The sequence below is a fragment of the Sphaerotilus montanus genome (assembly GCF_013410775.1).
GTDB classification, from domain to species: domain Bacteria; phylum Pseudomonadota; class Gammaproteobacteria; order Burkholderiales; family Burkholderiaceae_C; genus Sphaerotilus; species Sphaerotilus montanus.
This window is the reverse complement of record NZ_JACCFH010000001.1, coordinates 959,805-984,768: the sequence shown is the minus strand read 5'-3', so window position 1 is coordinate 984,768 and position 24,964 is coordinate 959,805. Positions and strand designations below refer to the sequence as shown.

Annotated in this window: 22 protein-coding genes; 19 read left to right on the top strand and 3 right to left on the bottom strand. The window is 65.5% G+C overall.

Going from position 1 to position 24,964, the window contains the following annotated elements; all coding sequences use genetic code 11:
- Positions 1-4 precede the first annotated feature (4 nt).
- From BDD16_RS04340 to rfaD, 12 genes are all read left to right on the top strand, one after another.
- A complete protein-coding gene (locus tag BDD16_RS04340; protein ID WP_179632816.1) occupies positions 5-577 on the top strand; it encodes an acyltransferase in 573 nt (190 codons plus the stop codon).
- Between the two features lie 47 nt (positions 578-624).
- On the top strand, positions 625-2,172 hold the full coding sequence (locus BDD16_RS04335; protein ID WP_179632815.1) for a lipopolysaccharide biosynthesis protein: 1,548 nt from the start codon (positions 625-627) through the stop codon (positions 2,170-2,172).
- A gap of 20 nt (positions 2,173-2,192) precedes the next feature.
- On the top strand, positions 2,193-3,125 hold the full coding sequence (locus BDD16_RS04330) for a glycosyltransferase (protein ID WP_179632814.1): 933 nt from the start codon (positions 2,193-2,195) through the stop codon (positions 3,123-3,125).
- Entirely contained in the window at positions 3,122-4,444 is a 1,323-nt protein-coding gene (locus tag BDD16_RS04325; protein WP_179632813.1) for a hypothetical protein, read from the top strand. The genes BDD16_RS04330 and BDD16_RS04325 overlap by 4 nt, the downstream gene beginning before the upstream one ends.
- Complete coding sequence (locus tag BDD16_RS04320; RefSeq protein ID WP_310733986.1) at positions 4,419-4,952, top strand: acyltransferase; 534 nt, start codon at positions 4,419-4,421, stop codon at positions 4,950-4,952. The genes BDD16_RS04325 and BDD16_RS04320 overlap by 26 nt, the downstream gene beginning before the upstream one ends.
- The gene (locus BDD16_RS04315; protein WP_179632812.1) at positions 4,949-6,148 is read left to right on the top strand and encodes a glycosyltransferase; all 1,200 of its coding nucleotides are present in this window, start codon (positions 4,949-4,951) and stop codon (positions 6,146-6,148) included. The genes BDD16_RS04320 and BDD16_RS04315 overlap by 4 nt, the downstream gene beginning before the upstream one ends.
- Positions 6,145-7,317, top strand: a complete 1,173-nt coding sequence (locus BDD16_RS04310) for a glycosyltransferase family 4 protein (protein WP_179632811.1) — start codon at positions 6,145-6,147, stop codon at positions 7,315-7,317. Before BDD16_RS04315 ends, BDD16_RS04310 begins: the two co-directional genes overlap by 4 nt.
- Before the next feature lie 3 nt (positions 7,318-7,320).
- A complete protein-coding gene (locus BDD16_RS04305) occupies positions 7,321-8,439 on the top strand; it encodes a glycosyltransferase (protein WP_179632810.1) in 1,119 nt (372 codons plus the stop codon).
- Complete coding sequence (locus BDD16_RS04300; RefSeq protein ID WP_179632809.1) at positions 8,436-9,203, top strand: glycosyltransferase family 2 protein; 768 nt, start codon at positions 8,436-8,438, stop codon at positions 9,201-9,203. Before BDD16_RS04305 ends, BDD16_RS04300 begins: the two co-directional genes overlap by 4 nt.
- A 230-nt stretch (positions 9,204-9,433) precedes the next feature.
- On the top strand, positions 9,434-10,555 hold the full coding sequence (locus tag BDD16_RS04295) for an MraY family glycosyltransferase (RefSeq protein WP_179632808.1): 1,122 nt from the start codon (positions 9,434-9,436) through the stop codon (positions 10,553-10,555).
- A 62-nt stretch (positions 10,556-10,617) separates the two neighbouring features.
- On the top strand, positions 10,618-11,547 hold the full coding sequence (gene rfaE1 / locus BDD16_RS04290) for a D-glycero-beta-D-manno-heptose-7-phosphate kinase (protein ID WP_179632807.1): 930 nt from the start codon (positions 10,618-10,620) through the stop codon (positions 11,545-11,547).
- Complete coding sequence (rfaD, locus tag BDD16_RS04285) at positions 11,544-12,563, top strand: ADP-glyceromanno-heptose 6-epimerase (protein ID WP_179632806.1); 1,020 nt, start codon at positions 11,544-11,546, stop codon at positions 12,561-12,563. The genes rfaE1 and rfaD overlap by 4 nt, the downstream gene beginning before the upstream one ends.
- Here the strand turns inward: rfaD and xdhC are convergent.
- The 3 genes from xdhC to xdhA are packed head-to-tail and all read right to left on the bottom strand — an operon-like array spanning position 12,527 to position 17,198.
- Complete coding sequence (gene xdhC, locus BDD16_RS04280; RefSeq protein ID WP_179632805.1) at positions 12,527-13,345, bottom strand: xanthine dehydrogenase accessory protein XdhC; 819 nt, start codon at positions 13,343-13,345, stop codon at positions 12,527-12,529. The genes rfaD and xdhC overlap by 37 nt on opposite strands.
- Complete coding sequence (gene xdhB / locus BDD16_RS04275; protein WP_179632804.1) at positions 13,342-15,687, bottom strand: xanthine dehydrogenase molybdopterin binding subunit; 2,346 nt, start codon at positions 15,685-15,687, stop codon at positions 13,342-13,344. The genes xdhC and xdhB overlap by 4 nt, the downstream gene beginning before the upstream one ends.
- On the bottom strand, positions 15,684-17,198 hold the full coding sequence (xdhA, locus tag BDD16_RS04270) for a xanthine dehydrogenase small subunit (RefSeq protein WP_179632803.1): 1,515 nt from the start codon (positions 17,196-17,198) through the stop codon (positions 15,684-15,686). Before xdhA ends, xdhB begins: the two co-directional genes overlap by 4 nt.
- Positions 17,199-17,269: 71 nt before the next feature.
- Here xdhA and BDD16_RS04265 point away from each other — a divergent pair, with 71 nt between their 5' ends.
- The 7 genes from BDD16_RS04265 (at position 17,270) to rplM (ending at position 24,957) form a co-directional block, all read left to right on the top strand.
- Positions 17,270-18,232 (top strand): LysR family transcriptional regulator, encoded by a 963-nt coding sequence (locus BDD16_RS04265; protein WP_179632802.1) that lies wholly within the window; start codon positions 17,270-17,272, stop codon positions 18,230-18,232.
- Positions 18,229-19,548, top strand: a complete 1,320-nt coding sequence (guaD, locus tag BDD16_RS04260) for a guanine deaminase (protein WP_179632801.1) — start codon at positions 18,229-18,231, stop codon at positions 19,546-19,548. The genes BDD16_RS04265 and guaD overlap by 4 nt, the downstream gene beginning before the upstream one ends.
- Positions 19,549-19,630: 82 nt before the next feature.
- The gene (locus BDD16_RS04255; RefSeq protein WP_179632800.1) at positions 19,631-21,151 is read left to right on the top strand and encodes an ABC transporter ATP-binding protein; all 1,521 of its coding nucleotides are present in this window, start codon (positions 19,631-19,633) and stop codon (positions 21,149-21,151) included.
- Complete coding sequence (locus BDD16_RS04250) at positions 21,138-22,199, top strand: ABC transporter permease (RefSeq protein ID WP_179632799.1); 1,062 nt, start codon at positions 21,138-21,140, stop codon at positions 22,197-22,199. The genes BDD16_RS04255 and BDD16_RS04250 overlap by 14 nt, the downstream gene beginning before the upstream one ends.
- 5 nt (positions 22,200-22,204) lie before the next feature.
- The gene (locus BDD16_RS04245; RefSeq protein ID WP_179635988.1) at positions 22,205-23,125 is read left to right on the top strand and encodes an ABC transporter permease; all 921 of its coding nucleotides are present in this window, start codon (positions 22,205-22,207) and stop codon (positions 23,123-23,125) included.
- Positions 23,126-23,199: 74 nt separating this feature from the next.
- A complete protein-coding gene (locus BDD16_RS04240; protein WP_179632798.1) occupies positions 23,200-24,360 on the top strand; it encodes a BMP family ABC transporter substrate-binding protein in 1,161 nt (386 codons plus the stop codon).
- Positions 24,361-24,528: 168 nt separating this feature from the next.
- Complete coding sequence (gene rplM / locus BDD16_RS04235) at positions 24,529-24,957, top strand: 50S ribosomal protein L13 (RefSeq protein WP_179632797.1); 429 nt, start codon at positions 24,529-24,531, stop codon at positions 24,955-24,957.
- The last annotated feature ends 7 nt before the right edge of the window (positions 24,958-24,964 follow it).

The window sequence follows — 24,964 nt, the reverse complement described above, 5'->3', positions numbered from 1 at the left end:
CGCCATGGCTTGGCTCACGTCCGAAAAGATTGCTTCAATGGGGTTTGCCGAGGTTGGTAAAGAAGTCTACCTGTCTGACAAAGCATCTTTCCATAACTGTGCGGCCATTCGTCTAGGCACCCGTGTACGCATCGACGACTTTTGTATTTTATCCGCAGGTGCTGGAGGCATCTATATTGGCAGTCATGTGCATGTGGCTGTGTTTTCGAGTCTGATTGGCGCTGGAGAAATTCGTCTGGATGATTTCTCTAACATCTCCTCGCGGGTTGCGATTTATAGCAGCACTGATGACTTCACTGGTGAGGCGATGACCAATCCCATGGTGCCAGCGCGCTTCACGAACGTTACCAGCGCACCGGTACACATCGGTCGCCACGTTGTCATTGGCACAGGATCGGTCGTGCTGCCCGGTTGCGTTCTCGCGGAAGGTGTCGCGGTGGGGGCGCTCAGCATGGTCAATCGTTCCTGTGAGGCATTTGGGATCTATGCGGGCGTACCTGCCCGTCTCAAGCGCCCACGCAGCAATCACCTGCTTGAGTTAGAGCAGCGTTTCGCAAGCGACATCGGCGCCCGCTGAGCTGCCTTCGACGTGGTCATTTCTGTACCCTGGATCAGGCCGAAGGCATGAGTTTTCGCAAGAATATCGCTGCGTCCTACGCCAGCCAGATCTACGTGACCCTCATTAGCATCGCGATGATGCCGATCTACCGGGGCTTGCTCGGTTCGGAGCCCTACGGGCTGGTCGGATTCTTCGCGATGATTCAAGCTTGGTTCATGTTGCTTGATCTCGGCTTGACACCCACGCTGGCTCGCGAAGCGGCCCGCTATCGGGGGGGGGCACTGTCAGCGCATGACTTCAGCTGTCTGCTCCGGGCGCTGGAGTGGTTCTTTGTTGGTGTGGCGGTGATTGGGGCGGCGCTCTTGTGGGTGGCTGCAGGGCCGATCGCTGGTTCGTGGCTCCGTTTGACGCAGATCCCCGTGGACGAGGTCCGCAGAGCTCTGCAGATCATGGCACTGATCGTAGCGCTTCGCTGGGTTAGCGGACTGTATCGCAGCCTTGTTAACGGCACCGAGGCGCTGGTCTGGTTGGCGTCCTTCACGAGTGGCTTCGCGACCTTGCGCTTCGTCGGGGTTCTTCTGGCGCTCAAGATGATCGATGCCTCCATCCAAGTGTTTTTCACTTATCAGTTGGTGGTGGCGGTCTTGGAGTTGATTTTCTTGCGGCGGCATGCCATTTCGCTGGCTCCGCCTCGTCCATCGGTGCGGGATCCCTGGCCTGAGGTCTGGCGGGTAGCTCGTCCCTTGCTGAAGCTATCCTTGTCGATCGCTTTGACGGCGTCCATCTGGATCGTGGTCACCCAGATCGACAAGTTGGTGCTATCGAAGATGCTGAACCTAGCGGACTACGGTGACTTTACGCTCGCAGTGCTGGTGGCTGGGGCCGTGTCCGTGCTGAGCGGGCCTGTGAGTTCCGTTGTTATGCCCCGCATGGCTCGCTTGGAAGCAGAATGTGACTTGGCTGGGCTGGAGTTGGTGTACCGGCGGTCTACGCAAGGCGTAGTTGCTGTTGCCTGCGCAGCCGGCGCGACCTTGGCAGTGTCCGCTCAGGCCCTTCTGCGCTCTTGGTCCGGCGATGCGGTGCTGGCTGAGCGTGCTGCACCGATCTTGGCCTTGTATGCGATTGGCAATAGCTTGCTGGCAGTGTCCGCTTTCCCCTACTACCTGCAGTACGCCAAGGGAACGATGCGCATGCATCTGTTGGGCAATCTCTTTTTTCTGGTGCTCCTTTTGCCTGCGATGGTGTTTGCGTCCATGAATTTCGGCGGCGTGGGCGCTGGGTGGGTCTGGCTCGGGATCAACCTCTTATACCTGCTGTTTTGGATTCCGCTGACGCACCGTAAGATTTGGCAGGGGATACATGCCCGTTGGATGCTGCGGGATGTGCTGGCTGTGGCAGTACCGGTTGCAGCCACCGCCTACGGTTTGAGCCAAGTCGGGATTCATTACCCGGTGCGCTGGCTGGAGTTTGTCGCCGTCGGTTTGCAGTTCGTGTTGACGGCCTCGGTGGGGCTGGCATGCACCTCGGCAGGGCGCCAGTGGTTGATGATGCGCGCCAGACGGTTGTTCGGGCGGCGGCGTGCAGGAGAGTCGCTTGTGGGAGATGGACCGTGATGGATGGCTTGAGAACAGAGGTGGAAATCACCGCTACATGGCGTGACATGGAGGTGCCGTTGCTCAGCATCGTGTGCACCACCTACAACCATGCTCGCTACGTCGAGGAAGCTCTGCACGGTTTCCTGATGCAGGAAACTGACTTCCCCTTCGAGATCATCCTTCACGACGATGTCTCAACCGACGGGACCCAGGCGATCATCTCGGCCTACGCCGAGCGTTATCCGCGGATCATCCGGACTGTTCTGCAGACGGTCAACCAGTACTCGCAGGGACGCACGTCCGCTGTGGTTGCCTTCGGCTACTGCCGCGGGCGCTACATCGCCTTCTGCGAGGGCGACGATTACTGGACTGATCCGCGCAAGCTCCAATTGCAAGTCGATGTGATGATGGTGAATCCTGCAGTCACGCTGACATTTCACGATTGCCTGTTGCGACATGAGGTGCGAGGAGACAGTACCAATGAGCGGGCCTGCCTGCTCGAAAAAATCGTATTCACGCTGGAGGACATCGTCCAGCGCGACTGGTTCATCCCGTCGCAGAGCATGGTGTTTCGCGCGGATGCTCTGCCCCTGCCTGAATGGTTGCATCGCGTCTTTGGCCTGGATTGGGCCATGCACTTGCTCCTCGCCGAACAGGGCGAGGTCCACTTTCTCGATCGTCTCATGGGGGTCTACCGCATCAATGGCGCGTCCATCTCCGCAAGTCGGCCCCCTGGCTTTTTTCAAGTCAAGCACATCCAGACTCTTAGCTACTTCAACGTCTATACCGAGTTTAAGCATGATCGCATCATTGCTCGACGACTAGATCGCGAGCGTGAACTCCTCTACCTCGCCTACCTGAATGGCCGGCCTGCCTATATCCGCTTGTGCTCTGTCGATTACTACCGCTTCAAGTTCCGTAACCTCCTGCACCGCTGGCGTCGCCGGACGAAACCACAAGTCGAACCATGACGACCAAGGCACTTGTCAGGCTGCGCTGGCAGTTTGGCTCAGCTGCAGCTGCCGGCGCGTGCAACGAGTCGGCACCGCGCTGGGGGTGGGCGGGTTTGGCTATTTTCGTGGGGATCAGTGCGGCCAATGCGATAGGCGGCGTTTTGCAGTTGCTTTTCTTCGGACTGTGCTTGGGCGTGTTGTTTCTGCGGCGGCATCGTGTGCCGCTTGGCCTGCTGGGCGGTGTGATGCTATGCGGCATGATCGCCACGTTGACCAGTCTGCGCGGAGAGCCGGGTATTGCGCCGCTGCTGCGCTTTGTCCGGCCGTTCGTTGAAGGCTATCTGCTGGCAATTCTGCTGTATCACGGCTGCCGCATCCGGACGCTGCAGTCGCTACTGGCTGCACTGGCTGGTTATGTCCTGATCGAGATGTTCTGCGCTCTGGCGATGGCCGCCTTGCCCGAGTTGCGCTCCAGTCTGCTTGAGCGCTGGTATGGCGACGATTCCTATGATGGACAGGCCTTCCAGGCGGCCCTGTTGTTTCGTGGTTTCGGGGTGTCCCGCCATCACCTGTTTGGTATGCCACTGGCGCTGGGCATCATCGGTGCGCTGCTGCTGGTCGGAGCGAGTCTTGAGCATCGACTGCTGCGGCGCATGCTGCTCACCGGTAGCGCATTTGCTTGCGCACTGCTGATTCTGCCGAATGCCCGTATCGGGCTGGTGCCGCTGATGCTCTGCTATGCGCTTGGCATCAGCCTACTTTTTCGCTTCTGCTACCTGCGTCAGCTCCTGGTTTTGTTTGGTGTTGGGCTGCCGCTGCTGTTGCTGCTGGTGCGCATGTACTTAGGCGATGCCGGAGAGGTTCTGATCGACTGGATGCTAGAGGGCGTAATCCAGTTCATTGATCCATCCCAGGCCTCCGACGTGACGACGGTCAGTGATCTGGGCGGTATGGTGATACTCCCAGTAGAACCGCTGGCTTGGCTGATCGGAGATGGGCGCATCTGTCAGCCTGGCGAGATCTGCTATTCGGACATCGGCTGGATCCGATTGCTGCAGGAAGGTGGGTTGCTGCTGGCGGTCCCGGTGTCCCTGCTCTATCTGGGTCTGATGCTGCAGATTCATGCCGGCCTGCGCCGCCTCGGTATGAACCGGCCGCTGCGCCGTGTACGCTCCTCGCGCGATTTGTTGCTGTGGGTGCTGCTGCTGACCTTCGTGCTGGCGACGGTCAAGGGCGAGGCATACGCTCCGAATGACTATTCTCGGCTGCTGATGGCCTTGGCGGTGCTGGTGCACCAGCTGCCGCGTCGGCGTGCGCGCATCTCTTCTGCTAGCTAATCCAATCTACGACGTGATCAGGCATTTCCTCAACTTTTTCCTGTGCTGGTTGCCACCCTCCCGCTTGTTTGCGCTGCGGCGCTGGCTGCTGCGCCGTGCCGGGGTCGATCTGGCCGACGATGTCTGCTTCTGCGGTGGCGGCTGGATCTACGGTCCCGGGCAGCTTCGCATTGGCGAGGGTAGCTGGCTCAGCCCTGCATGTATCTTTTACACCCATCACCAAGCTGCCATTCACATCGGTCAGCGATGTGATGTCGGCCCTGGCGTTGAGTTCATTCCAGGTGGACACTGCATTGGTACCGCTTGGCGCCGTGCCGGCCAAGGTACGGCGCTGCCGATCGACATCGGTGATGGCTGCTGGATTGGTGCGCGCTCCGTCATCTTGGGGGGCGTGCGTATCGGCGCCGGCAGCGTGATTGCGGCTGGCAGCGTGGTCACCCGCGATGTGCCGGACAACATGCTAGTCGCTGGTGTGCCAGCTTGCATCAAGCGGGAGCTTGGCGAATGAGCGGTCGTCCGTTCTGTCATGACCGCCCAGTGGTGCTCGTGGTGTGTAACGCGCTGGATGATGTCACCCGGATGGAGCGGCGCATCAGCACCGACAGCCCTGCGGCTTCGCGTAAGGTATTCCTGATGGCTCAAGCCCTGAGGCTGGCCGGTGTACGTCCGGTCGTGCTGAGCCTGGGCCGCGGCCGTGCGGACGGTTCGGGTGACTCCTTCTCAGCGAAGGTCTGCCGCGTTGGCGGCGTGCTGACGATCTATGCCCCCTTTTCTCATCGGCGTGGTGTCTCGGAGTTGCTGTCCCTGTTCGGGTTACTGAAACCATTGCGGCGCTTGGCGCGTCATCCACAGCGGGCTGTGATCTTCTACAACCGCATTCCTGCCTATCTGCCGCTGCTGCGCGCTGCCTCGCGCCTAGGCTACCGCAGCTTTCTCGATCTGGAGGACGGTGAAGTCATCACTGGCCAGTCGCTGAAGGACCGTTTGGCCCGAATCGTGCCTACTCAGTTCGATCGCCACTGCCGTAACGGGGCACTGCTGGCGTGTAGCGCGCTGGAGGCGATGACCACGGTGCGACCTATTCACTGCTATTACGGCACCGCGGTGGGGGATGTCGATGTGCCGCGCTGGCAGTCTTCCAGCATCACCTGCCTGATGTCGGGTACGCTGGCGCCGGATACCGGCGCTCCGCTACTGCTCGAGGCGATCCGGCGCTTGCGCGCGCGTCAACCGGGCTGGGCTGCTGGGCTGAGCTTCGAGGTCACCGGCAAGGGCGAGAGCCTAGCCGAGTTCGAGCGGCTGGCGGTCGAGTCTAGTCGGCCACTGGTGCGCGTTCATGGCCGCACGTCCGATGCTCGTTACCTTGAAATCTTGCGTAGCTGCGAGATAGGGCTAGCGCTCAAGCCGGTCGGAGGTACCCTTGCTGACACTACTTTTCCGTCGAAGGTCATCGAGTTTGCTGGTTCCGGACTGCTGGTGCTGTCGACTGACATCAGCGACGTGCGTCGGTTGCTCGGTGATGGTGTTCGCTATCTCCAGCGCAACGATCCGGAACTGCTGATCGAGCGGCTTGCAGAGATCGCTAGCGATCGCGAGGCCGCCGAACGCTGTGCTCGCCAAGGCCGCCTGACAGCTGAGCGCTACTGTGCGCCGCAGCGCGCGGGCGAGGACTTGCGCCAGTTTCTCTTCGGGAGGTCGGTATGAGGCCGCAGGTCAAAAGAATTGTTGCCTGGCATCCTGTTCTGACAGATCACCAAGCTTATACATACCAGGAGTTGTCGCGCCAGAGCGGCTTGCCGGTGGTAGTCCAAGTGGCAAAGCTTCAGGACGAGACCCGTCGAGCTCAAGGCTGGACTGATACTCGTGTGACTGGTGTCGGGCGTCAACTGATACCGTGCGATGGCTTTTTGAATTATGGGTTGAGGTATTTGTTTTCGAATAGACGGCAAATTCATATATTTGGTAGTGCGTTTGAGAATTGGAGAATGATGATAATTCTCTGGGTCGCATCGTTGCTGCGGGTTGAATTCTATATTGTTTCTGAGCCATACTCCAAGGTTGAGTTTGGCTATCTTGGGGATGGGTCGTCATTTTCCGGGAGGGCGAAGGCATTTCTGAGGCCTGTTCTTTATAAAATATATTCTAGGGTTCTTTGTAAAGGCATTTCTGGTTTGTTTGCTATATCAAGGGTGGCAATAGATCAGTATAAATTATCTGGTATTCCGGCTAAAAAAATATTCCCTTTTGGATATTTTGTACCCAGTGAGCCGGCTGGTGAGGAGAATTATTCTGTGTCCCTCGTTGAAGAGCGGGGCTCTCTGAATATTGTATTTATTGGAAGTTTGATAAAAATCAAAGGTATTCCGACGCTCTTGGCTGGGGTCCGTAGAGCTGCTGGCTCCGGTGCCTCTGTGAGGCTTGATGTCTATGGCCCGGGTGATGCTTCACAATTTGATTTTGATGGCGATCATGTGCGTTATCGCGGAAAAATACCTTTCGGTAAGGCTCAGAGCTATTTGACTGGGTATGACATTTTGGTGCTGCCCAGTTACTACGACGGCTGGGGTGTCGTAGTCAACGAGGCGCTGTGTGCCGGCGTGCCGGTGCTCTGCAGCGATCAGGTCGGCGCCCGCGTGCTGGTCGAGACCTTTGGGGCTGGACAGGTCTTTCCGCGTGGTAATGAGCAGGCGCTGGCCGAGCAGCTCATTGCGTTGGCGGCCAATCCGGCCAAATTGCAGGCCATGAAGTCGGCCTGTCCCGCCGCTGCCGATGCCATCCAGCCGGCGCGGGCCGCGGCCTACATGCTGCAGGTGCTGTCGGCCGAGCCGGCCGCGCGCGCCGCCATTCCTTCTCCTTGGTACCGGACTGCCTGATTGATGACTGTCGCCGTTTTTTCCCGCATCCCGGTACGGATCCATCTGACTAATGTGGCAGGTGCCGGTGCCTCGCAGCTGCTGCAGTCGCTGCTGCCGGCGCTGGAGCGCGATCCTAGTGTCGTCGTCGAGCGCATCGAGCTGCCCGATCGCGGCAAGCTGGCGGCCTACCGCAGCAGCAACGCCAGCACGGTGACCGAGGTCTACCGCCGTCGCCTGCCCAATGCGCTGTCGCGCATGCTGGAGTGCACCTGGCTGGCCAGTCGTTTTGATGGCAACTCGCCGTTGCTGGTGCTGGGGGATTTGCCGTTGCGTTGCCGCGGGCCGCAGACGGTGTTTCTGCAGCAATCCAATTTGCTGAAGCCTGTGCGGACTGACTGGCGGCCGGGGCGCCTGAAATATGCGCTTGGTCGAGCCATCTTCCGTTGGAACCTTGGCTTGGTGCACTCCTTCATCGTCCAGACCGACGTGATGCGCGACGCGCTCGAGCGCAGTTACCCCGGTGTCGCCGGTCGGGTCCATGTGATCGCCCAGCCGGTACCGTCCTGGTTGCTGCACAGCGGACTGAAGCGCCGAGCCCGGGTACATCCGACTGGGCAAGGATTGAACCTGATCTATCCGGCTGCCGGCTATCCGCACAAGAACCATGCGCTGCTGTCTCGGCTCGATCCTCAGGCTGGCTGGCCAGTCGAGCGGCTGACACTCACGCTCGATGCACCAGCCCATCCCGCACCGCAACTGTCCTGGGTGCACTGCAGCGGCTTCCTGTCGCCTCAGGCGATGATCGAGGCCTACTCGCAGGTTGACGCACTGCTGTTCCTGTCGAGGGACGAGAGCTATGGATTTCCGCTGGTCGAGGCGATGTTCGTCGGCCTGCCCATTGTCTGTCCGGACCTGCCGTACGCGCGCACGCTGTGCGGTGACCGGGCGATCTACTTCGACCCCGAACAGCCCGAATCGCTGCGTCAGGCGCTGCGCACGCTGCAGTCGCGTCTCGACGAAGGCTGGTGGCCGGACTGGCGGGACCGCCTGGCCGGCGTGCCGCCCGACTGGGAGACCGTGGCCCGCCGAATGCTGGCAGTGGCATGCGACAACAGGGGCAATGCGCCGATGACGCCATGAAGATCACCCTCATCACGGTCTCCTATAACAGCGCCGCGACGATCGGGGACACGCTGCGCTCGGTGGAGGAGCAGACCCATCCGGACATCGAGCACATCGTGATCGATGGAGGATCTAAGGATGGCACGCTGGAAATCGTGCAGCGACTTGGGCAGCGGGTCAGCCGCTGCGTATCCGAGCCAGACCGCGGCATCTACGATGGCATGAACAAGGGCCTGCGCCAGGCGACCGGCGAGTTCGTCGGTTTCCTGAACGCCGACGATGTCCTTGCTGATCCCGACGCGATCGCCCGGATGGCCAGGCTGCTGCAGCAGCAGCCTGGCGCGGACGCTGTCTACTCCGATCTGGTCTACGTGAAAGCCGATGACCTTCAGTCGGTCATCCGGCACTGGTACAGCGGACACTTCGTGCCGGCTTCGCTGAGGCGGGGCTGGATGCCGCCTCATCCGACCTTCTATCTCCGTCGTTCTCGCCTGGTCGATATCGGCGAGTTCGACACTGGCCTGCGCATCGCTGCCGACTATGATTTCATGCTGCGTTGCCTGTCGCGCAGCGACTTCTCTGTGGTCTACCTGCCGGGAATCTTGGTCAGGATGCGTACCGGTGGTGCCAGTAATCGCTCGCTGAAAGCCATGCTGCGCAAGAGTCGCGAGGACCTCTGGGCCATGAAACGCAGCCGTGTCGGTGGCATTGGGACGCTGCTCTGCAAGAATCTGCGCAAAATTCCTCAGTTCTTGCTGAGAGCCGCTCGCAAAGCGGGTTGAGTCCACCAGTGTGGGTTCGGCTGGATTGTTTCATCCGGACAACAGGCTGGACGTAATATTTGTCGTGGTCGCAATCGGCATAAACATGTCTTTACATGTCGCGCTTGCATCGGTACGAGTCTGCCGGCATCTTCGCAGCGTGACCTATTGCGCATGAGTGCAACCCTATCTCTGTAAGAGACAAACAGAGCAGGGCTTCGCTGGCACACCCCAGCAAAAGGATTGACTGCATGCTGTTTCTGATTGTTTCTTTCCTGGCGGCTTTCGTCACTACCTTGGCGGTGGTCCGCTCGTCGGTGCACCACGCCCACTTGACAGGCGATACCGACAAGGACCAGCCCCAGAAGTTCCATGCACGGGTCGTGCCACGCATCGGCGGCATCGGGATCCTGGTCGGTGTGGTGTGCGGTGGATTGATCGCCGTCGAGAAAGGCTCGGACGACTGGCAACTGCTGGTGGCGCTGATCGGCTGCAGCCTTGTCGCCTTCGGCGCCGGCCTGATCGAAGACTTCACCAAGCGCGTCACGCCCAAACAGCGCTTGCTCGCGACCATCGCCGCTGCCGCACTCGCGGTCTGGCTGGCGGATGCCATCATTTCCCGCACAGGCATTCCCGGCGTGGACAGCCTGCTGCTGGTCGCTGGATTCCCGCTCGCGCTGACACTGCTGGCGGTGGCCGGTGTCGCCAATTCGGTCAACATCATCGACGGCTTCAACGGCCTGGCCTCGATGTGCGTGGCCATCATGCTGGCGGCGCTGGCCTATGTGGCGTTCCAGGTGGGGGACTACGCGATCATGAACTGCGCGCTGATCGGCCTGGGTGCGGTGCTGGGCTTCTTCGTCCTCAACTACCCGCTCGGCCTGATCTTCCTCGGTGACGGCGGCGCCTACTTCCTCGGTTTCTGGGTCGCAGAACTCGGCATCCTGCTGGTGCATCGCAACCCGGAGGTTTCCCCGGTGTTTCCGCTGCTGCTGTGCGCCTATCCGATCTTCGAAACGCTGTTCACGATGTACCGCCGCCGCGTGATCCGCGGGCGCCCCGTCGGACTGCCCGACGCGACCCATCTGCACAGCCTCATCTACCGCCGCCTGATGCGCTGGGCCATCGGCAAGCGCGACGCTGCCAACCTGCTTCGCCGCAATTCGATGACTTCGCCCTACCTCTGGGCGCTGTGCTCGATGTCGGTGGTGCCTGCCGTGCTCTGGTGGGATGACGGGCAGTCGCTCTCGATCTGGCTGCTGCTGTTCTGCGTGTCCTATCTGGCCATCTACCGCGCCATTGTCCAGTTCCGTACACCCCGCTTCCTGCTGCGCAAGGCCGACCACTGGGCCGTCCCGGTCGAGGAACTCTGACCGAGGGGCACGGCGCGCGGTTACGATCCGCGCTGTCGCTGCCTACTCCACAGGTTCCTTCCTTGAACGTTTCGCTGTCTCTTCTCCAGGCCGCCCGGGTCCTCGTCGTCGGCGATGCCATGCTCGACCGCTACTGGTTCGGCTCCGTCGATCGCATCTCTCCGGAGGCGCCGGTTCCCATCGTGCGCGTCACCCGCGAGGAGGAGCGCCTCGGCGGTGCGGCCAACGTCGCGCTCAACGTCAAGACGCTCGGCGCACAGTGCACGCTGCTGACCGTCGTCGGCGAGGACGAACCCGCGCGCATCCTGCGCCGCCTGCTGGAAGAGCAGGGCGTCACCACCGTGCTCGGCAGCGATCCAAGGCTCTACACCATCGTCAAGCTGCGCGTCATCGGCCGCTCGCAGCAGCTCATCCGCGTCGATTTCGAGAACCAGCCCGAACACGAGGTGCTGCAGCAGATGCTCACCGACTACGAGCGTGTGTTGCCTGCGCACGAGGCGGTGCTGTTCTCCGACTACGGCAAGGGGGGCCTGACCCACATCCCGCGCATGATCGAGCTGGCGCGTGCCGCGGGCAAGCCGGTGCTGATCGATCCCAAGGGCAGCGACTACCGCCGCTACGCCGGCGCCACCGTGATCACGCCGAACCGGGCCGAGCTGGCCCAGGTGATCGGCGCCTGGTCGGGCGAGGCGCAACTGCATGAACGCGCGCAGAACCTGCGGGCCGAGCTGGGCCTGACCGGTCTGCTGCTGACCCGATCGGAAGAGGGCATGACGCTGTTCGACGACGCCGGCCACCTGGATGTGCCGGCGCAGGCGCGCGAGGTGTTCGATGTCACCGGGGCGGGCGACACCGTCATCGCCACGATGGCCACCCTGCTGGCTGCGGGCCTGTCGCTGCGCGAGGCCGTGCCCATCGCCAACCGCGCCGGCAGCATCGTGGTCGGCAAGTTCGGCACGGCCAGCGTGTCCTATGAGGAGTTGTTCGCATGAGAGTCGTCGTCACCGGCGCCGCCGGCATGATCGGCAGCAATCTGGTCCACGGGCTGAACCGCCTGGGGGCCAAGGAGGTCATCGCCGTCGATGACCTGACCGATGGACCGAAGTACCGCAACCTGCTCGGCTCGACGTTGGCCGACTACTTCGACAAGGACGAGTTCTACCGCCGTTTCGCGGCCGGTGAACTCGGCCACATCGACGCCATCCTGCATGAAGGCGCCTGCTCCGACACCATGGAGCACGACGGCAAGTACATGCTGGAAACCAACTACCGCTGCTCGAAGACGCTGCTCGACGCCTGCCTGGCGCAAGGCACGCGGCTGCTCTACGCCAGCTCGGCCGCGACCTACGGCGGCAGCGAGACCTTCCGCGAGGAGCCCGCCTTCGAGGCGCCGCTGAACGTCTACGGCTACTCCAAGCTGCTGTTTGACCAGGTGGTGCGGCGTTACCTGCCGACGCTGCGCTCGCAGGGCGGCACGCAGGACGGACAGGTGGTCGGTTTCCGCTACTTCAACGTCTACGGCCCGCGCGAGCAGCACAAGGCCCGCATGGCCAGCGTCGCCTTCCACCACTTCCACCAGTTCCGCCAGCACGGCCACGTCAAGCTCTTCGGCGAGTACAACGGCTACGCCCCGGGGATGCAGTCACGCGATTTCGTCTATGTCGATGACGTGGTCGCGGTGAACCTGTGGTTCCTGCAGCATCCGGACCAGAGCGGCATCTTCAACCTGGGCTCCGGTCGGGCACAGCCGTTCAATGACGTGGCACACGCGACGGTCAACGCCTGCCGGGCTCTGGATGGACTGCCCGCCTTGACGCTGGCGGAACAGGTCGCGCACGGGCTGGTGAGCTACATCGACTTCCCGGATGCGCTGCGGGGCAAGTACCAGTGCCACACCGAGGCCGATCTGACGCGCTTGCGCGCCACAGGTTGTGACCATGTGTTCAGCAGTGTGGCCAGTGGTGTGTCGGGCTACGTGGCCTGGCTGGCCGGCCAACCCAGCAACTGAGCCACCACCGCGACGGCCAGCACCGCCGGTTCCTTGCCGGCGATGCCTGGCAGCCCGATCGGACACGTCATCCGCGCCAGCACCGCGCCAGACAGGCCCCGCGCCTCGAACCGGTGCAGAAACCGCGCCCGCTTCGTCCCGCTCCCGATCAGCCCGCAGTACCCGAAATCCCCCCGCAGCAGCACCGCTTCCGTGATCCGCTCATCCAGGTCATGCCGATGTGTCATCACCAGATAGAACGCCCCCGGCGGCGCCAGCGCGACCTCGGCCTCCGGCGTGTCGACACACACCCGTTCGATGTGCGGCGGCTCTGCGCCCGTCAGCCGGGGGAATTCCTCCTCGCGCTCGTCGATCCACTGGACGCGGCAGTCGATGTCGGCGAGCAGCCGCACGATCGCGCGGCCGACATGCCCGGCGCCGTGCAACTGCAGGAAGAAGCGCGGCTGCGGCGCCGGCCAGTCGGCCAGAGAGGCTTCGGACAGCGCCTGCAGCCGCAGCACGACCCGGCCGCCGCAGCACTGCCCCAGCGCCGGCCCCAGTGGCAGGTCCAGATCCTGCGGAGCGAAGAGCGCTTGGCGCAGACCTTCCCGTGCCGCCGTGATCGCCAGCAACTCCAGATGCCCGCCGCCGATGGTGCCGAGCACGGCGTCCTCGGCGACGACCATGCGCGTGCCGGTCTCGCGCGGGGTCGAGCCGCGGTGCGACAGGATCTGTACCTCGACCGCGCGCCGCCCCTGCGCGAGCCAGCGCCGCGCTTCAGCCTTCAGTACGCCGGGCGTCATCCGGCCTGCGCCGCCTGCACCGCTTGGACCGCGCCGATGGCGTCGAGCGCGTCGAGGATCGCCTCGCTGGTCGCCGGTGCCCGCAGCGGCGGATCGATCTGGTGCTCGCCCACCGCCGACACCGCATCGCGGATCGCCAGGAACACGCTGAACGGCAGCAGCAGCGGCGGCTCGCCCACGGCCTTGCTGCGGTGGATGCTGTCGGCCGGGTTGCGGTGGTCGTAGAGCCGGACGTTGAACGCGCCCGGCGTGACCGGTACGTCGTTGGCGGTTGGAATCTTGTAGGTGCTCGGAGCGTGCGTCAGCAGCAGGCCGGCGTTGCGCGAGCCGTCCATCGGCTGCCAGCGCAGTTCCTCCGTGGTCAGCCAGCCCATGCCCTGCACGAAGGCGCCCTCGATCTGGCCGATGTCCACGGCCGGGTTCAGCGACGCGCCGACATCGTGCAGCGCATCCGCCCGCAGCAGCCGCCACTCGCCGGTCAGCGTGTCCACGACGACTTCGCTCAGCGCCGCGCCGTAGGCGAAGTAGTAGAACGGCTTGCCTTGCAGCTTCTCGCGGTCCCAGTGCAGGCCGGGGGTGGCGTAGAAGCCGTCGCTCCAGAGCTGGACCCGCGCGGCGTAGGCCTGTGCGACGAGGTCGTCGAAGGCCATCGCGTGGGCGCCCGCAGTGACTCGGCCGTCGGCGAACTGCACCGCGCCGACCGGGACCAGCCAGCGCGCCGCGATGTGCTGCGCCAGTCGGAACACGATCTGGCGGGCAGCGTCCTGCGCGGCCTTGCCGTTGAGGTCGGTGCCGGTGGAGGCGGCGGTGGCGGAGGTGTTGGCGACCTTGTGCGTGTCGGTGGCGCTGACCCGCACGCGCTCGAAGGGAATGCCAAGTTCGTGCGCGACGACCTGCGCGACCTTGGTGTTCAGCCCTTGCCCCATTTCGGTGCCGCCGTGGTTCACCAGCACCGAGCCGTCGGTGTAGACGTGGACCAGTGCGCCGGCCTGGTTGAAGTGCGCGACGTTGAAGCTGATGCCGAACTTGACCGGCGTGAGCGCCAGGCCGCGTTTCAGCACCGGGCTGGTGGCGTTGAAGCTGGCGATCTCGGCGCGGCGCTGGCGGTAGTGGGCGGTGTCGGCGAGTTCGGTGACCAGCGGGGCGATGATGTTGTCCTCGACCGTCTGGCCGTAGGGCGTGACGTTGTGCTCGGTCGTGCCGTAGAAGTTGGCGCGGCGCACCTCCAGCGGGTCCAGCCCGAGCCTGCGCGCCACCGAGTCCAGCACCATCTCCACCGCGAGCGCCCCTTGCGGCCCGCCGAAGCCGCGGAAGGCGGTGTTGCTCTGCGTGTTGGTTCGCGCACAGTAACCGCGCAGGTCGACGTTCGGCAGCCAGTAGGTATTGTCGAAATGGCACAGCGCCCGCGTCATCACCGGCGCCGACAGGTCCGCCGACGCCCCCGCGTTCGACACCATTTCCACGTCCGCGCCGAGGATCCGCCCGAGGTCGTCGTGGCCGATGCGGTAGCGGAACTCGAAGCCGTGGCGCCGGCCGGTGATCAGGAAATCGTCGTCGCGGTCGGGGCGCAGCTTGACCGGGCATTGCAGCCGGTGCGCGGCGATGGCGGCGACGGCGGCGAACACGGCCGACTGCGATTCCTTGCCACCAAAACCGCCGCCCATGCGCCGGCACTGCACCTGCACCTGGTGCGCCGACAGCCCGAGCGCGTGCGCGACGACGTGCTGCATCTCGGTCGGGTGCTGGGTGGAGCTGTGGACGAGCAGGCCGTCGTTTTCCTGCGGGATGGCGTAGGCGATCTGGCCTTCCAGGTAGAACTGCTCCTGGCCGCCGAGGCTGAAGCGGCCGTCGAGCTGGTGCGGCGCGCTGGCGATGGCGGCTTTTGCGTCGCCGCGGACGAGGTGCATCGGCGGCACGACGTACTGCTGCAGCGCGTGGGCTTCGAGCGGGTCGAGCACGGCGGGCAGCGGCTCGATCGTCGCCACCTGCACGGCGAGGGCGGCGGCGCGGCGGGCTTCACCGCGGCTGCGGGCGATGACGGCGAACATCGGCTGGCCGCGCCACGTCACGGTGTCCTGGGCGAGGATCGGGTCGTCGTGGACGATCGGGCCGCAGTCGTTGGTGCCTGGGATGTCAGCGGCGCTCAGCACGGCGACGACGCCGGGCATGGCGCGCACCCGGTCGAGGTCCAGCGCCAGCAGCCGGCCGTGTGCGATGGGCGACAGACCGAGCGCGGCGTGCAGCGTGCCGGCGACTTCGGCGATGTCGTCGATGTAGGGCGCGGCGCCGGCGACGTGCAGGTGGGCCGACTCGTGCGGGCGGGCGGTGCCGACGGTGCTCATGCGCGGGTCTCCGGGTGGATCGGGACGGTCAGGCGCGGCGTCCAGACCGTGGTGTCTTCGGGCGGCAGCGGATCATCCGGCCGGGTTTCGAGCCACAGCCGGCGCAGCAGGTTGGCGCTGACCTTCAGCCGGTAGGCGGCGCTGGCGCGCAGGTCGCTCAAGGGGTGGAAGTCCTGCGCGAGCGCGGCCTGTGCGGCGACGAGGGTGGCCTCGGTCCACGGCTGGCCGAGCAGCGCGGCCTCGGTTTGAGCGGCGCGCTGGACGATCGCCGCCATGCCGCCGAACGCCAGCCGCACCTCGGCCACGCGGTCCCCGTCGAGCCGCAGCGCAAACGCGGCGCAGACGGCGGAGATGTCGCTGTCGTAGCGCTTGCTGATCTTCCAGGCGCGGACCTGCGTGCCGTCGGTCGGTTTCGGCACGACGAGCCGCGCGACGAACTCACCAGGCTGCAGCGCGTTTCTCATGTAGTCGAGGTAGAACGCCTGCAGCGGCATCGTGCGCTCCACCGCGCCGCGCCGCAGCACGATGTCCGCCCCGAGCGCGATCAGCACCGGCGCGCTGTCCCCGATCGGCGAGCCGTTGGCGATGTTGCCGCCCATCGTGCCGGCGTGGCGGATCGGCGGCGAGGCGAAGCGCTGCCACACCTCGCGCAGCGTCGGCACCACGTCGGCCAGCGTGCGCCAGGCGTCTTCGAGCGACGCGGCGGCGCCGATGTGCAGCGCGTCGGCGGTGACCTCGATGCGCCGGAGTTCGGCCACACGCCCGATCCACAGCGGCTCGCCGATGTCGCGGAACTGCTTGTTCACCCACAGCGCGACATCGGTGGCGCCGGCCACGATGCGGGTGTCCGGGCGGGCCAGTCGCTGCGCGGCGAAGTCGTCGAGCGTCAGCGGCGTGGCGTCGGCGGCCAGCGTGTCGAGTTGCTGGCGCAGGGCGGCGCGGTCGATCGGCGCGGCCGGCGCGTCGAACATCTGCTCGCCTGCGTCCACGATCGGCCGGTAGCCGGTGCAGCGGCAGAGGTTGCCGGCGAGGTCGTCGGCGAGTTGCTGGCGCGTCGGGCGGGTGCCGGCGGCGCAGTGTTCTTCATAGATGCCGGTCATCGTCATCGCGAAGCCGGGTGTGCAGAACCCGCACTGCGAGCCGTGGCAGGCGACCAGCGCTTGCTGCACCGGGTGCGCGGGCTGGCCATGCGCGACAGCGATCGGCTTCAGGTCTTCGACGGTGAGCACCGCGCAACCGTCCAGCGTCGGCAGGAAGCGCAGGCAGGCGTTGACGTTGCGGATCGCCACGCCGCCCGGCGCCGCGTCGTCGCGCTCGGCCACCAAGACGGTGCAGGCGCCGCAGTCCCCTTCGTTGCAGCCTTCCTTGGTGCCGGTGCAGCGCGGGCGGGCATCCTCGCGCAGCCAGTCGAGCAGGGTGCGTGTGGGCGCGGCACTGTCGATCTGCTGCAGGGCGCCGCGGTGGAAGAACCGGATGGGCCGGGTCGGTCGGGGTGGATGAGACGCTGACATGGCGCCGAACATACTCCTTTGCATGGTTCTCGCTATGGGTCTAGGGTGATGACCAGTATCAGAATGCACGTATGACGAGCCGCCCCGTTTTCGACACCATCGAGCTTCATCTCGTCAGGGTCTTCCACACCGTGATCTCCGAACGCAGTGTCTCGCGGGCCGCGATGCACCTGTCCTCCACCCAGCCGGTTGTCAGCGCACAGCTCAAGCGGCTGCGCGCGCTGATCGGCGACCCGCTGCTGGTGCGGGCGGGCAGCGGCATGGTGCCGACCGAGGTCGCGCTGCAGCTGATGGAGCCGGCCGAGACCCTGCTGCGCAGCGCCGAGCAGCTCTTCGGCGGCAAGTCCGGCAGCCGCGCCTTCACGCCCGGGGCGGCCGAGATCGAGTTCCGCATCGCCGCCAGCGACTACATCGACCCGCTCTTCCTGCCCGCCCTCGTCACCCGGCTGCGCCAGGAAGCGCCCCGCGCCCGGGTCACCATCCACGCGCTGTCGGCCGAGTTCGACTACCGCGCCAGGCTCGCCCGCGGCGAGGTGGATCTGGTGATCGGCAACTGGCTGGAGCCACCCGCCGAGCTGCACATCGGCCGGCTCTTCTCCGACGAGATCGTCTGCCTCGTCGGTGCCGACCACCTCGCCGCGCGCCGTCCCGACGAGTGGACACCCGCGCACTATCTGGAGTCCGACCACGTCGCCCCGACCGCCTTGCACACCGGCGGCCACGGCGTCATCGACGAACACCTCGACCGCCTCGGCCTGCGTCGGCGCATCGTCGTGCGCAGCCCGCATTTCGCGCTGGTGCCGACGATGCTGGCGCAGTCTTCTCTCGTGCTGACCACCGGGCGGCTGTTCTGCCTGCGCCACCTGGAGCGGCTGCCGCTGCGCATCGTGCCCAGCCCGATCGCCTTTCCTTCGATGACGTACTACCAGCTCTGGCACGACGTGACGCACAGCGCCGCGTCGCTGCGCTGGCTGCGCGAGACGGTGCGCGATGTCGCCCGCCGCCTCACCGCTCAACCTCTGGCCCTCTCATGACCCGATCCCGCCTGGCGCTGCGCGCCGACCTGCTTGATTTCACCGCCGACCCGGGCTGGAGCGCGCCCGACGCCGCGCCCGGCGTGCGCTGGCGCCCGGACCACTGGCTGCTGGTCGAGGACGGCAAGATCCTCGGTGCCGAGCCGGCCGGCGTCTTCACCCCCGGCGCGGACTGGCAGACCGAAGACCACCGCGGCCGCCTGCTGCTCCCCGGCTTCATCGACACCCACGTCCACAGCCCGCAGCTTGACGTCATCGCCAGCTTCGGCACCGAGCTGCTCGACTGGCTGAACACCTACACCTTCCCGGCCGAGCTGCGCCACGCCGATCCAGTCGTCGCGGGGCAGGGCGCCGAGACCTTCCTCGACGCGCTGCTGTCGCACGGCACGACCACGGCCGTCGTCTTCCCCACCGTGCACCGCACCTCCGCCGACGCGCTGCTGTCCGGCGCGCACCGCCGCGGGATGCGCCTGATCGCCGGCAAGGTGCTGATGGACCGCCACGCGCCGGATGGTCTGCGCGACGACGTGGTTGGCGCCGAACGTGACAGCCGCGAACTGATCCACCAGTGGCATGGCACCGGGCGGCTGTCCTACGCGATGACCGTGCGCTTCGCCCCGACCAGCACGCCCGAGCAGCTCGCGATGGCGGGCCGGCTGATGCGCGAGGTTCCCGGCCTCTACATGCAGACCCACGTCGCCGAGAACCGCGCCGAGGTCGCCTGGGTCGCCGAGCTGTTCCCCGAGGCGCGCAGCTACCTTGATGTCTACCACCGCGCCGGCCTGCTGAACGAGCGCGCCGTGCTCGCCCACGGCATCTGGCTTGACGACGCCGACCGCCAGCTGCTCGCCGACACCGGCGCCCAGATCGCGCACAGCCCGAGTTCCAACCTCTTCCTCGGCAGCGGCCTGTGCGCGTGGCCCGAGCTGGAGGCCGCGGGCGCGCGCGTCACGCTGGCCAGCGACGTGGGCGGCGGCACCAGCCTGTCGATGCTGCGCACGCTGGCGGATGCCTACAAGGTGCAGGCGATGCGCGGCGTGAAGCTCACTGCATGGAAGGCGCTGCACGGCGCGACGCTGGGCGCCGCGCAGGCGCTTGGGCTCGACCACGAGATCGGCTCGCTCGACGCCGGCCGCACCGCCGATCTGGCGCTGTGGGACTGGGCGCACGGGCCGGTCGCGCAGCACCGCGACGGGCGGGCCCGGAAGGTGCATGAGCGGGTGTTTGCCTGGATGACGCTGGGCGACGAGCGCAACCTCGCGGCCACCTGGGTCGCGGGTCACGCGATTTTCCGGCGTCCCGGGTCGGAACCGTGACAGTTTCCATGACAATGCGCACCGCTTCAGTGCGCCCGACCGCGTAACGACCTGCGCGATGACCTTCACCCGGAGTCCGTTCATGACTGCTCCCCCCCGCCTGGAACTCCTGGGCATCACCAAGCAGTACCCCGCGGTGCGCGCCAACGATGGCGTGGCGCTGACGGTGGCGCCTGGGCAGATCCACGCCGTGCTGGGCGAGAACGGCGCGGGCAAGTCCACGATGATGAAGATCATCTACGGCGCGGTGAAACCCGACGCGGGCGAGATCCGCTGGAACGGCCAGTCGGTGCAGATCGCGAGCCCCGCCCACGCCCGTGCGCTGGGCATCAGCATGGTCTACCAGCACTTCTCGCTGTTCGACACGCTGACCGCCGCCGAGAACGTCTGGCTCGGCCTCGACAAGGCGATGTCGCTGGCGCAGGTGATCGAGCGCATCCGGGCGGTGGCGGGCGAGTACGGGCTGGACGTGGATCCGCTGCGCCCCGTGCACAGCTTGAGCGTCGGCGAACGCCAGCGCGTCGAGATCGTGCGCGCGCTGCTGACCAACCCGAAGCTGCTGATCCTCGACGAGCCGACCTCGGTGCTGACCCCGCAGGCGGTGGAAAAGCTCTTCGTCACGCTGCGCAAGCTCTCCGCCAACGGCTGCTCGATCCTCTACATCAGCCACAAGCTCGACGAGATCCGCGCGCTGTGCCACCACTGCACCGTGCTGCGCGGTGGCAAGGTGACGGGCGAAGTCGATCCGACGAAGGAAACCAACGCCTCGTTGTCCCGCCTGATGATCGGCGCCGAACCACCGCAGTTGCAGCACCGGCCGGCGAAGCTCGGCGAGGTCGCGCTGGCGGTGCGCGGGCTGGCGCTGCCGAAGGAAGACCCGTTCGGCACGACGCTGGAGCGCATCGGCTTCGAGGTCCGCGCGGGCGAGATCGTCGGCATCGCGGGCGTGTCCGGCAACGGGCAGCAGGAACTCATGGCCGCGCTCTCCGGCGAGGACCGGCGCGCCCCGGCCGGCTCGGTCACGCTCTTCGGCCAGGACATCGCGCAGGCCTCGCCCATGGCACGGCGTCGGCAGGGCCTGCATTTCGTGCCGGAAGAGCGCCTCGGCCGTGGCGCGGTGCCGACGTTGTCGCTCGCGCACAACGTGCTGCTGACCCGCACCGAAGGGGTGAACCGCCGCACCGGCTGGCTCGACATGGCCGCGATCCGCGCGCAGTCGGCCGAGCTGATCCGGCGCTTCAACGTCAAGGCGGGCGGGCCGGAGTCGGCGGCGAAGTCGCTGTCGGGCGGCAACCTGCAGAAGTACCTCGTCGGCCGCGAGATCGCCGCCAACCCGAAGCTGCTGATCGTCAGCCAGCCGACCTGGGGCGTGGACGTGGGCGCAGCGGCGCAGATCCGCGGCGAGCTGCTGGCGCTGCGCGACGCGGGCTGCGCGCTGCTGGTGGTGAGCGAGGAACTGGACGAGCTGTTCGAGATCTGCGACCGGCTGGTGGTCATCGCGCAGGGCCGCGTGTCGCCGTCGATCGCGACCAAGGACGCCACCATCGAGCGCATCGGCGCGTGGATGTCGGGATTGTGGGAGCGTGACCATGTTGAAGCTTGAAGCGCGGCCGCAGCCGTCGCAGGTGATGTCGCTGGCGTCGCCGCTGATCGCGCTGGTGCTGACGGTGCTGATCGGCATCGCGCTGTTCGCCCTGCTCGGCAAGGATCCGGTGAAGGGCCTGCAGGTCTTCTTCGTCGAGCCGGTGAAGAACGCGCGGGCGCTGTCGGAGCTGGCGGTGAAGGCGGTGCCGCTGGTGCTGATCGCGCTGGGGCTGGCGGTGTGTTTCCGCTCCAACCTGTGGAACATCGGCGCCGAGGGGCAGTTCATCCTGGGCGCGATCGCCGCGGGCTGGGTGGCGCTGCAGGCGGATGCGTCGTCGTCGAAGTGGATCGTCGTGGCCATTCTCGCGGCGGGTGTGCTCGGTGGCATGGCCTGGGCGGCGATCACGGCGCTGCTGCGCGACCGTTTCAACGCCAGCGAGATCCTGGTCAGCCTGATGCTGGTCTACGTGGCGGAGATGGTGCTGAGCTACCTCGTGTACGGCCCGTGGAAGGATCCGCAGGGCTTCAATTTCCCGCAGACCATCACCTTCGCCGCACCGACCAAGGTGCCGCGGCTGATCGACGGGATGCGCGCCAACATCGGCGTGCTGATCGCGCTGGGGCTGGTGGTGGCGTTCACGGCCTTCCTGTTCCGCACCTACCGTGGCTTTGCGCTGCAGGTGGGTGGGCTGGCGCCAGCGGCGGCGCGTTACGCCGGGTTCTCGTCGCGTGGGGCGCTGTGGACGGCGCTGCTGGTGTCGGGCGGCATGGCCGGGTTGGCCGGGGCGCTCGAAGCCGTGGGTCCGCTCGGACAGCTCACGCCGTACGTGCCGGTCGGCTACGGCTTCGCGGCCATCATCGTCGCCTTCGTCGGGCGGCTGCACCCGGTCGGCATCGTGTTCTCGGCGGTGCTGATGAGCATGTTCTACATCGGCGGGGAACTGGCGCAGTCGCGCCTGGGCCTGCCCAAGGCGCTGACCGGCGTGTTCCAGGGCCTGCTGCTGTTCACGCTGCTGGCCTGCGACACGCTGATCGCCTACCGCATCCGCTGGAGTGCCAAGCCATGAGTGGAATGAACGAATACGCGCTGCTGCTGGCGGCGTCGCTGAACGCGGGCACCGTGCTGGCCATCGCCGGCCTCGGGCTGCTGATCAACGAGCGGGCCGGCGTGCTCAACCTCGGCGCCGAGGGGATGATGCTGGTGGCGGCGGTCGCGGGGTTCGCCACCTCGGTGCACACCGGCAACGACTGGCTGGCCTTCGCGGCCGGGGCGGGCGCGGGCGCGCTGATGGCGGCGGCGTTCGGCGTGCTGGTGATCTGGCTGAACACCAACCAGTACGCCACGGGACTCGCGCTCAGCCTGTTCGGCGGCGGCTTCTCTGCCTTTGTCGGCATCCGCTACACGCAGGAGAAGCTGGCCGAGCGACCGCATTTCGACATCCCCGTGCTGTCCGACATTCCCTTCATCGGCCCCGCCTTCTTCAAGCAGCACCCGATGGTCTACCTGACGATCGCGCTGATGGTCGCGCTGGTGTGGTTCCTCTACCGCTCGCGGGCGGGCCTCGTGCTGCGCGCGGTGGGCGAGTCACCGGAGTCGGCGCATGCGCTGGGCTATCCGGTGCGGCGCATCCGGCTGCTGGCGGTGATGGCGGGCGGGGCGCTGTGCGGGGTCGCGGGCGCTTATCTGTCGGTGATCTACACGCCGCTGTGGGTCGAGGGCATGACGGCCGGCAAGGGCTGGATCGCGCTGGCGCTGACGACCTTCGCGACCTGGCGGCCGGTGCGCGTGCTGCTGGGGGCCTACCTCTTCGGCGGCGTGACGATGCTGCAGTTCCACCTGCAGGGCGAAGGGGTCGAACTGCCGAGCCAGCTGCTCACCGCGCTGCCCTATGTCGCCACCATCGTGGTGCTGGTGCTGATCTCGCGGAACCCCGCGTGGATCCGCGCCAACATGCCGGCGTCGATCGGCAAGCCGTTCTTCCCGGGTTCCTGAGCGGAGTCGATAATCCGCTGTTCCATTGCGTTGTTCACCAATAGTCTGACCGACTGACTGACGAAGGAGAAACCATGTCCAAGCTCTCGAAGCGCACCCTGATCCGGGCGTCCGGCTGGGCCGCACTGGCCGCCACCGCCGCCCTGGTCGGCTGTGGCAAGAAGGAAGAAGCGGCGCCTGCTGCTGCGCCCGCCTCTGCACCTGCCGCAGAAGCCCCCAAGAAGCCCGAGCCGCTCAAGGTCGCCTTCGCCTACGTCGGCCCGGTGGGCGATGCTGGCTGGACCTTCGCCCATGACAGCGCCCGCAAGGCGATCGAGGCCGAGTTCGGCGACAAGATCGTCACCTCCTTCGTCGAGAACGTGCCCGAGTCCGCGGACGCCGAGCGTGTCATGCGCGACCTGGTCGGCCAGGGCAACAAGCTGGTCTTCGGCACCACCTTCGGCTACATGGAGCCGATGCTCAAGGTCGCCGCCGACACGCCCGATGTCAAGTTCGAGCACGCCACCGGCTACAAGTCGGCGCCGAACATGCGCACGTACGACAGCCGCACCTACGAGGGCGCGTACATGGCCGGTGTCATCGCCGGCTCGATGACCAAGTCGAACACGCTGGGCGTGGTCGGCTCGATCCCCATCCCCGAGGTGATCCGCAACATCAACTCCTTCACCCTCGGTGCGCAGAGCGTGAACCCGAAGATCAAGACCAAGGTGGTCTGGGTCAACAAGTGGTTCGATCCGCCGAAGGAAGGCGAGGGCGCCGGCAGCCTGATCTCGGGCGGCGCCGACGTGCTGTTCCAGAACACCGACTCCAGCGCCGTGCTGCAGAAGGCCGAGGAAAAGGGCAAGTTCGCCTTCGGCTGGGACTCGGACATGAGCAAGTTCGGCCCCAACTCGCACCTGGCCTCGGCCGTCATCAACTGGACGCCGTACTACAAGAAGGCCGTCAAGGATGCGCTGGACGGTACCTGGGCGACGGGTGGCGTGTGGTGGGGCGTCAAGGAGGGCGCGATCGATGTCGTGTCGATCTCCGACAAGGTGCCTGCCGAGGTCAAGGACAAGGTTGCCAAGGTCAAGGCCGGCCTGACCGACGGCAGCTTCGTGATCTGGAAGGGCCCGATCGTCGGCCAGGATGGCAAGACCGTGCTGGCCAAGGACGCGGTGGCCGACGACAAGTTCATGTCGGGCATCAACTTCTACGTCAAGGGCGTCGAAGGCAAGGTGCCGAGCGGCAACTGATCCCCGGATCGTCCGGTTCTGTTGTGCTACAGTCGTGGGCTTTTCCGCCCACGGCTGCGCGGAAAAAGGGATGGTCAACATCCACGAAGACCCGAGAGGCTGCAATCACAAGCAGCGCCGAAGGCTTCGTTTCAGCAGCCAGCAAACCGAACTGCAAAGAGATTTGCCATGAAGACTTTCAGCGCCAAGCCGGCCGAAGTCGTGCATGACTGGTTTGTGATTGACGCGACAGACAAGATTCTCGGACGGGTGGCCAGCGAAGTCGCCCTCCGCCTGCGCGGCAAGCACAAGGCAATCTACACGCCTCACGTGGATACCGGTGACTTCATCGTCATCGTGAACGCGGACAAGATCCGTGTGACCGGCAACAAGGCCGAACAGAAGGTGTACTACCGTCACTCGGGTCACCCGGGCGGTATCTACGGCACCAAGTTCAAGGACATGCAGGCCAAGCACCCTGGTCGCGCCATCGAGAAGGCCGTCAAGGGCATGCTCCCGAAGGGTCCGCTGGGCTACGCGATGATCAAGAAGCTGAAGGTCTATGCCGGTGGTGAACACCCGCACGCCGCTCAGCAGCCCAAGTCGCTGGACATCTAAGGAGCCG

Excerpts from the sequence above, each read along its gene's own strand:
- BDD16_RS04340 (WP_179632816.1), top strand. The coding sequence starts at position 5 with ATGGCTTGGCTCACGTCCGAAAAGATTGCTTCAATGGGGTTTGCCGAG.
- BDD16_RS04335 (WP_179632815.1), top strand. The coding sequence starts at position 625 with ATGAGTTTTCGCAAGAATATCGCTGCGTCCTACGCCAGCCAGATCTAC.
- BDD16_RS04325 (WP_179632813.1), top strand. The coding sequence starts at position 3,122 with ATGACGACCAAGGCACTTGTCAGGCTGCGCTGGCAGTTTGGCTCAGCT.
- BDD16_RS04315 (WP_179632812.1), top strand. The coding sequence starts at position 4,949 with ATGAGCGGTCGTCCGTTCTGTCATGACCGCCCAGTGGTGCTCGTGGTG.
- BDD16_RS04310 (WP_179632811.1), top strand. The coding sequence starts at position 6,145 with ATGAGGCCGCAGGTCAAAAGAATTGTTGCCTGGCATCCTGTTCTGACA.
- BDD16_RS04305 (WP_179632810.1), top strand. The coding sequence starts at position 7,321 with ATGACTGTCGCCGTTTTTTCCCGCATCCCGGTACGGATCCATCTGACT.
- BDD16_RS04300 (WP_179632809.1), top strand. The coding sequence starts at position 8,436 with ATGAAGATCACCCTCATCACGGTCTCCTATAACAGCGCCGCGACGATC.
- BDD16_RS04295 (WP_179632808.1), top strand. The coding sequence starts at position 9,434 with ATGCTGTTTCTGATTGTTTCTTTCCTGGCGGCTTTCGTCACTACCTTG.
- rfaD (WP_179632806.1), top strand. The coding sequence starts at position 11,544 with ATGAGAGTCGTCGTCACCGGCGCCGCCGGCATGATCGGCAGCAATCTG.
- xdhC (WP_179632805.1), bottom strand. The coding sequence starts at position 13,345 with ATGACGCCCGGCGTACTGAAGGCTGAAGCGCGGCGCTGGCTCGCGCAG.
- xdhB (WP_179632804.1), bottom strand. The coding sequence starts at position 15,687 with ATGAGCACCGTCGGCACCGCCCGCCCGCACGAGTCGGCCCACCTGCAC.
- xdhA (WP_179632803.1), bottom strand. The coding sequence starts at position 17,198 with ATGTCAGCGTCTCATCCACCCCGACCGACCCGGCCCATCCGGTTCTTC.
- BDD16_RS04265 (WP_179632802.1), top strand. The coding sequence starts at position 17,270 with ATGACGAGCCGCCCCGTTTTCGACACCATCGAGCTTCATCTCGTCAGG.
- guaD (WP_179632801.1), top strand. The coding sequence starts at position 18,229 with ATGACCCGATCCCGCCTGGCGCTGCGCGCCGACCTGCTTGATTTCACC.
- BDD16_RS04255 (WP_179632800.1), top strand. The coding sequence starts at position 19,631 with ATGACTGCTCCCCCCCGCCTGGAACTCCTGGGCATCACCAAGCAGTAC.
- BDD16_RS04250 (WP_179632799.1), top strand. The coding sequence starts at position 21,138 with ATGTTGAAGCTTGAAGCGCGGCCGCAGCCGTCGCAGGTGATGTCGCTG.
- BDD16_RS04245 (WP_179635988.1), top strand. The coding sequence starts at position 22,205 with ATGAACGAATACGCGCTGCTGCTGGCGGCGTCGCTGAACGCGGGCACC.
- BDD16_RS04240 (WP_179632798.1), top strand. The coding sequence starts at position 23,200 with ATGTCCAAGCTCTCGAAGCGCACCCTGATCCGGGCGTCCGGCTGGGCC.
- rplM (WP_179632797.1), top strand. The coding sequence starts at position 24,529 with ATGAAGACTTTCAGCGCCAAGCCGGCCGAAGTCGTGCATGACTGGTTT.